Source organism: Undibacterium sp. GrIS 1.2 (assembly GCF_040544435.1).
Taxonomy (GTDB): Bacteria; Pseudomonadota; Gammaproteobacteria; order Burkholderiales; family Burkholderiaceae_D; genus Undibacterium.
Window position 1 is genome coordinate 1 of the sequence record NZ_JBEONP010000099.1, and the last position, 7109, is coordinate 7109.

A 7109-nucleotide genomic window follows, 5' to 3' on the forward strand; every position below is an offset into this window, starting at 1 on the left:
CGGGTGACTTTGCCTGGACCGAATTGGCTACCACCAGCCTCGATCAGATGCGTGAGTTCTCCTGCGGCGTTGTAGCAATAGCGTTGGTGGCGGCCATCAAAGCCGGTTTCATCGGTGAGCTGGTCGGCGATGTCGTAACTAAAATAGGTGCTGTCGCCGTTCTCATTGGTGAGGCGAATTAAGCGCCCAACCGCATCGTAGGCGTAGTCGAGTGTGTTGCCGTTGGCATCGCTACGCTGGATGGGCTCACCGTGGCGGTTGTAGTGGTAGGTGGTTGTGGCACCCAATGGATCGGTGTAGCTGAGCAAGCGGCCTTCTGCGCTCCATTGGTAGTGGTGCTTGGCTGGGTTGTCCTCTTCGTTGTGATGGTTGTTGTGATTATTCCGATTATTCTGATTATTCCGATTATTCTGATTGTTGTTCTGATGATGGTTAGTACACGGTTCTGTCATGCTGCTTAAGCGTCCTACCGCATCCCAACAGTAATACGTGGTATGGCCTAGCGCATCGACGCGGCTAAGCAAACGCCCGAGCATGTCATAAGTAAAGCGGGTGGTATGACCTGAGCAATCGGTATAAGCGATCAGATTACCAGCTGCATCCCATTGCAGTTGTTTGTTGCCGCCACGGGCATCAGTGATTGTCACGGGTTGTCCGTGGCTATCATAGGAATAGCAGATACTTTGTTCTAAGGGATCGGTGACTTTGGCGAGATTGCCGCGCGGATCATAATCGCGACGCCATATGTGCTGCAACGCATCGGTAAGTTTTACTGGCAAATCAAGAGGGTTGTAGTCAATCGACGTGCGCGCACCAGCGGCATCAACCAGGGTCGTGAGATTACCGCGCCGGTCGAATTGGAAGAAGCTTTGTCGCCCTAAGGGATCAATACTGCCACGCGGGTGGCCATTGCTATCGAATGGGGTTGCTACCCGTATGCCATCGGGACCGGTGGTGGCGATGATGTCTTTGCGGGCATCGTATTCGTAAAGAGTGCTGCGACCTAATTCATCAGTAACTCGGGTAGCACAGGCGTGGTCATTGTAGACAAAGTGCAGGCCACGTCCGTCAATGGCGGCATACGAGCGGGTGACCCGACCAGACGGTGAGTATGCGTCATAATCTGCGCAATAACGTGCACCATCTGGTTCGGTGTAGGCAACGAGAACATGGTTGCGCCATTCATAGCGGCGCTGAGCACCATTGGCATCGGTGTGACTGAGTAAATCGCCGGTGTCGCTGTACGTGTAGCTGGCGATGTGTTGCAAAGGTGCCACGGGATCAATCCGTATGCCGATAGTGCTGAGCAGACTTAGTGGTGTCCACTGTAAATATAACACCCGCCCACCGCTGTCGGTGATGCTGTGCGGCCGCCATGGATCGAAAGGGTCGTCTGGCGGCGCTGGATAAGCAAAGCGGATGCAGTTGTCGTTACGGTCGCTGATCAAGATCAAGGGTAGCGCAAACAAATCCTCACGCACGCGTTGGAAATGCTGGCTGATGCCATCTTTGAAGATGATTTCCCAATCATCTTGGGTGCTACGCTTTAAGGTGAATTGCTCATAGGCTTCAAAGAATTCTGTACCGACGGCAATCGTCGGTAAGCTGACGCTGCGTCCGCTCGCATCATAATAAGTGAGGCCATCGGCAGCAAGTGCTAGTTGTACTGCTAACGGTGTCGACCAGCCTTGGCCGAACCAGCTGCTGCGGGTGTCGCCTGATCGGTACTTGCGTGTCCAGTCGAGCGGGATCGTGCCGGGACACTGGAAATCGTTTTGGGTGAGTGACTTTTCTCCTGTGGCGATGATGACGGGCTTACCAACGGCGCAGGCACAGCTGGTTCCTTTTGGTTGTGCCTTTTCGTTTGTTTTGATGGATTTCGTTGAGTTTTCTTTTCCGGTAGCGCGGCTGGACAGTTTGGACATGGCCTTGCCTAGCGCCGCTAAGATCACAGATATCCCCACGCGGATGAGCCAGGATGCGAGCTTTTGCCGTTCGGCTGCCATCTGCGCTGGACTCATCGGTTGTGTCCAGCGTTCCATCATGGCCTGTAATTCTTCAGCCGCACCCGCGACGGATTCAACCGCGCTCTTGATCCGCATGGCTGCGGCCGCGCCTCCGGCTATCTGCCCCACGACAGGAATGGCGGAAACACCCATCAGCGCAGCAGTTTGTGCCAATGCGATTAAGGTGTCAGTCGATTTGATGGCATCGAGCATCGCTTGGGCATCGGCCTTCGCGGCATTGGCAAAATCGTCTACTGAGAGACCGCCAGCAATGGCACTGCCATTTTGGACGATGTTTTTTATTGCGGGAGGGAGCAAGCTCCAGAGCGCATTGACACCTGTTTCTACCTCATGCATTACTGCATTGCGCCCTTCAATGTAGACGTTTTTCATGAAGGACAAAAAGCCGTTATCACCGTGGAGCATTCCCGTGTTTTTACCGACAATGACGATAGGCGCGTGTTTGCCTGCCCCCAAATAACTCTCGCTATGAGCGACCTGCGTTTTGTGGTCGTAGACCGTACCTGCTGCGTTCTTAATGACGGAACTGTTATTGGTATGCGGCGCAACCCCTGGATCGCCTTTGGGTTTCATCAATACCGGATCGACCGGTTGCGATACCGTCCCATGGGCATGTTGAGTGACTAGCGCTTTGCCATCGGTGTAGACGTTGGTAGACATGAATGTTCGATCAGTAGTGAATCAGTACGGGTCAGTGCGGGGAGCGCTCAAGGACACAGGCGGCCATCTCACCGCTAGGTTCAATGGCCCAGTTGAGTACGGTATTGACGCCTGCGATATGCTGGGCATGTAGCAATGAAGGGAGTATCCAATTGATGAGCCCACTTGCCGCACCACATTGGCCAAGTAAGATGGCTGGTCGCCACTGCTCCATACCTCCGCTTTGGTTAAAAATAACGTGTCCCAGTGCTGTTGATTCCAGCATTGCGCGCCAATCGGAACCATCCATATCACTTTCTAGATGGCTGATATTGGGGCCCTGCATATGCGCCGATTGCATGGCACCGCTCAGTACCTGCTCTAACGGGAAGGCTTGTGGTTGCTCAGTCGACGGCCACAGACGGCTAGCGGTATGCATCAGTTTGGGACGATGCAGTGCAAAACTGCCCGCGGGTACCTCAGTAATATGCTGCACGCGCGTTAAATGGACACAGGCCGCCGCTTCACCGGCGACATAGCCTTGTGAATTACCGGCTTGCAGCAACCAGCCTTGTTTTGCGGCGTGCTGTAATTCCGCTGGTTCACAGGCGCTATCGACCGCTGCAATCATCACGTGTTGCAAGTAGGGGTTCTTTTCCATGGCGCGATAAGCGTGCTCCAATGCTGTCCATCCGCCAGTAGTGCTGGCCTGCACAATCAGGCGTTCACGTCTGTTGTTACTCCAGGCTGGGTAGGCTAGTAGCCAATCAGTGAGCATGGCGCTGAGACTATCGCAGTCTTCGCTAGGTAACCAGTTTGGTAGTAGCAGAATTTCTAAATAGTCGGCTTGCGTATCAAGTTGCTCCTGGTTCAAGGTGCGGGTCTGCCCATACTTTTGATGTTTTGTAGTTTGTATTGATTGTGCTGGCAGCATAGCTGGTGCAATTGCCAGCGCATCGCAGGCTTCGGCTACGGTAGAACCTAACATGGCGGCTAAACGTACGGTGCCACTCAAACCTTCCGTCACGCTGTAGCAATCGGCAACAGTGAACGGATCTTTATATTCATCAAGATGAATCTTGCGTTGCCTACGTACTTTGGTCAGCCACGATGCACAGGTTTGCAATGATGAATTGCCAATCGCAGTGACGGCACCGGTCGAGCGTAATGCCAGCAGGATGGGGGAAGAATTACTCATGCGGTGAGGTGTCCAGTTTGCATCAAGTTACGGTCGAATGTCAGTCACGTTTTAATCAAGTTTTAAATAAGCGCACGCTACGCAGGGCGGTTTGCTGCGCACCGGCTGGCAGAAGAATGCGCCATACCACCGATAGACGGTCATACTCAGGTTCTATGATGAGTGTGTCGGCTTGTAGCCGCGTCACAGGCAGGGTATTTCCGGCAGCAGTCGTTGCTTGTACCGATAACTGTAAGCTCGGGAAACAGCATTCGATGTTTGCCTGAGTAGAGAGATGCTTTAACTGTATCGCTGTACCAGCAACAGGTGCTGCGGGTAATTGCAAATCGGGATGGGCCACATTATAAAAACGCGTATTGAAATCCTTGGGCAGATCTGGCGATCTCTCACGCTGCCACACCTCATCATAAGTACCGGCATGCGGCTGCCTATGCCATACGTTCTCTGGCCAGAAACCCATACCTGCTGGCTTTTTGGAATATTTCAGGCGTCGACTGGAGGCGTGTTTTGTTTCTATCCAGGGGAGCCATGCTGCGACCAGACCTTGACTAGCCCCAGGCGGGTTGAGTGGAAAGCCCTCTGACCAATCAGCAACGGCATAGGTAATAGGGACGCGACGTACCGCTGGGACGATGGTTTTTGCGTGTTGGCTGAACCAGCCGATTCGCCAATATCGTGGCGCAAAAGCGCGCATGCCAGACGAATGTTGACCAATACGAATACTGGCATCAATGTAGTCTTTGGTGTAGTTGGGTGGTGCCGTAATATAACCCGCTACCAACACATCAAATGCAGGTTTAGGAGGCGATAAATCGTGATCAAGCCAAACAATCTCTTCGTCTCGTCTTGTCGCCAGCGCCTTACGTTGTGCTTCATCGAGCAAGAGATCGCCCAAGAGTACCTTGACCGATTGCTCGTGCAAGCCGACTTGCTGTTCAGCCGCGGCCATCCGCCCCGTGCTGAGACGCCAGCCTCCCTTGACCACTACCAATATATGAGAATGCCCCTTGTGATCGCGGTACGGGCGAGCTATTGCAGGTAGCGGCGTGTGGTTAGTCAGCATTCAGTTCGTCCGCAAACTCAGCCACCATCAATGCCAGCTCCTGCCTACGCGCAACATCGACAACAGAAAGTGATAAGGTGATACCTGCGGTGCTGGCACGCTCTATAAACAGCCATTGCCGCAGTGGGTGCGTTATCTCAAATACGGCAGATCCGAACTGGGGAACGGTATCGCGCAGAACTGCTCCTGCACGTAAGCGTACGTTATCGGATTGATCAGGCTGCGCAAGAATAGCATTGGCATCCCACGGACAGCGATCAGCGTCGTTATTTAACGGAATATGCGCAGCACGACAAACGCGTAACAACAAGGAGCGCAGGGCTTTTGATTTTTGCTCCTGATCGTTCGGCTCGCAACGCGCTTCAGGCGGTACCTGTCCTAAAGCTAAAACAAGAACATCGGCTTGTTGCGCGGTGATGGTACCCGTGCTATTGGCCATGTCAGCGCAAGCGGCAATAATGCCCGCGATATATCCGGTCACTGCAACGATACGCAACATGAGAGTAGAGGGTAAATCTTCGCGTGTTTTAGCGTAGTGATACAGGCTTTGCGGATCCCAGCAAGCGGCGATCGCCCAAGCAGTATCTATACTCTCTCCATACTCTGCGCCGAGTATTTGACCGAGCACAGTTTTGTCAAGCAAACGCGGATCAATTGCGGCAATCTCCATTGCAGCGTGTGCGTAGATCTTGTTTGGCGTTTGTTGATCTGGGAGCAGGCTGGCATTGACAAATTGTCTGGTGAGTTGATCAGCGTCGCCTAGGCGCGCCATAGCGAGATGCACTTGCGGTGCCAGTATCGAATCTTCTGGCAACAGTCGCACTTGTTGGCGCAGTTTTTTTACGTCGCGCCTGCCTATCAATTCAAGTGCTAGTACTTGCAAGGCAGGCGTTTCTTTGCTTTTGTCGAATAGAGAAACAATATGCTCAGTATGGTCGTCAAATGGGCCGATTGGTACAGGATAGAACCAATATGCGTCACGTATGGTGCGCGGATAATCGGCGAGATATTCACGTGTCAGATCCATCAGAGCGGAGTCTCGCGTATGCACCACTAAAGCCACGCGTAGAAACACTGCGGCTTCGCGTGCTGCACCAGTGCTGCTGGCGATTCGTGCCTCTAGTTGCAAGCCTGCATCCGCGCCATACAAACTGAGGCTAATCACGGCCTGATCAAGTGCACTATCACATACCCTTAAAGCACTTAACTTTTGGCTAGGATTATCCGCAATCAGAATGCGACGCTGCCGCGCACGTATGGCTTGATCTATCATGTCGTCCAACAGGCCCGCAATGGGTGGTAAACGCCGGTTGAGTTGCGCTACGGGTTGCGCGACGTTCGCAAGATTAGTTGAGGTCAATGCTGGCCCCTTCGATTCGGTTAGGGCCTATCGCTGCCGATACAATTTCCGCACCTTCAATTTGTACCTTACCGTCGATACTCAGACGTATCTTTGCATCACCACAGGACAATTCAATCACCGCCAACGCTGATAAATTGAGACGTGCCGCCTGAATACTGAGCGTTCCGGTGGCTGGATTAAACTGCATGGGTTGCTCAGCTTGCCCAGGTAACGGCCAGGCGGCAATGATTAGCAAACCAGCTTGCGTACCCCCATCAACGAGCACCACTTGTTGACCTGGAATAAGAAAGGGAATATGGGTAGCAATGATTGCCTGGTGTAGTGCACGATCTATGGTGACCTCGCACTGCGATGCGTTGACTGACGTGACGATACCTATACATTGGGATGTAGGATGTAGTTGGTCTTGGCGTGGCATCACACGAACGTTCTTCACCATTCTATTTCTCCCTTTTCTTAGTTGTTGTGGATGTCGGGACTAATGATCGATACGCTGGTCTCTCCGACAATTTCCAGTTTGTCCCCGACAATCGTAATTTCGCCCGTTTTTTTCATGGTGATGGAGGATTTACCTATGTTCAGGACTATGCTCTCAGCATCCATCTTGAAAGAGCTGCCCTCGCTACCACCGACCTCTAAAGAATAAGTCTTACCAGCCGTGTTGGAGTAATCCACTCCGACCTTGGTGATCTGGTTCATCCCCACAATGGTAGACATGATCAGGCCTACATTGAGGCTATACCCCATACCCACGTTGTCCATCCGACCCATGCCGACGTTTTGCATATAGGCCATGCCGATGGTTTCGGTCTTCATTCT

Annotated in this window: 5 protein-coding genes and 1 pseudogene; all 6 read right to left on the minus strand. The window is 52.7% G+C overall.

Annotation, left to right across the window (positions count from 1 at the left end; translation table 11 throughout):
• On the minus strand, positions 1–2687 hold a 2687-nt coding region (locus AAKU61_RS21650), incomplete at its 3' end, for a DUF6531 domain-containing protein (protein ID WP_354335611.1).
• 31 nt (positions 2688–2718) lie between these two features.
• On the minus strand, positions 2719–3864 hold the full coding sequence (locus tag AAKU61_RS21655; protein ID WP_354335613.1) for a hypothetical protein: 1146 nt from the start codon (positions 3862–3864) through the stop codon (positions 2719–2721).
• 55 nt (positions 3865–3919) lie between these two features.
• Positions 3920–4927: a DUF2169 family type VI secretion system accessory protein gene (locus tag AAKU61_RS21660; protein WP_354335615.1), complete on the minus strand. Its 1008-nt coding sequence runs from the start codon at positions 4925–4927 to the stop codon at positions 3920–3922.
• Positions 4917–6287, minus strand: a complete 1371-nt coding sequence (locus AAKU61_RS21665) for a hypothetical protein (protein WP_354335617.1) — start codon at positions 6285–6287, stop codon at positions 4917–4919. The genes AAKU61_RS21660 and AAKU61_RS21665 overlap by 11 nt, the downstream gene beginning before the upstream one ends.
• The gene (locus AAKU61_RS21670) at positions 6274–6729 is read right to left on the minus strand and encodes a hypothetical protein (protein WP_354335618.1); all 456 of its coding nucleotides are present in this window, start codon (positions 6727–6729) and stop codon (positions 6274–6276) included. Before AAKU61_RS21670 ends, AAKU61_RS21665 begins: the two co-directional genes overlap by 14 nt.
• A gap of 17 nt (positions 6730–6746) precedes the next feature.
• Positions 6747–7109: pseudogene (locus AAKU61_RS21675) on the minus strand (type VI secretion system Vgr family protein); the annotation flags it as partial.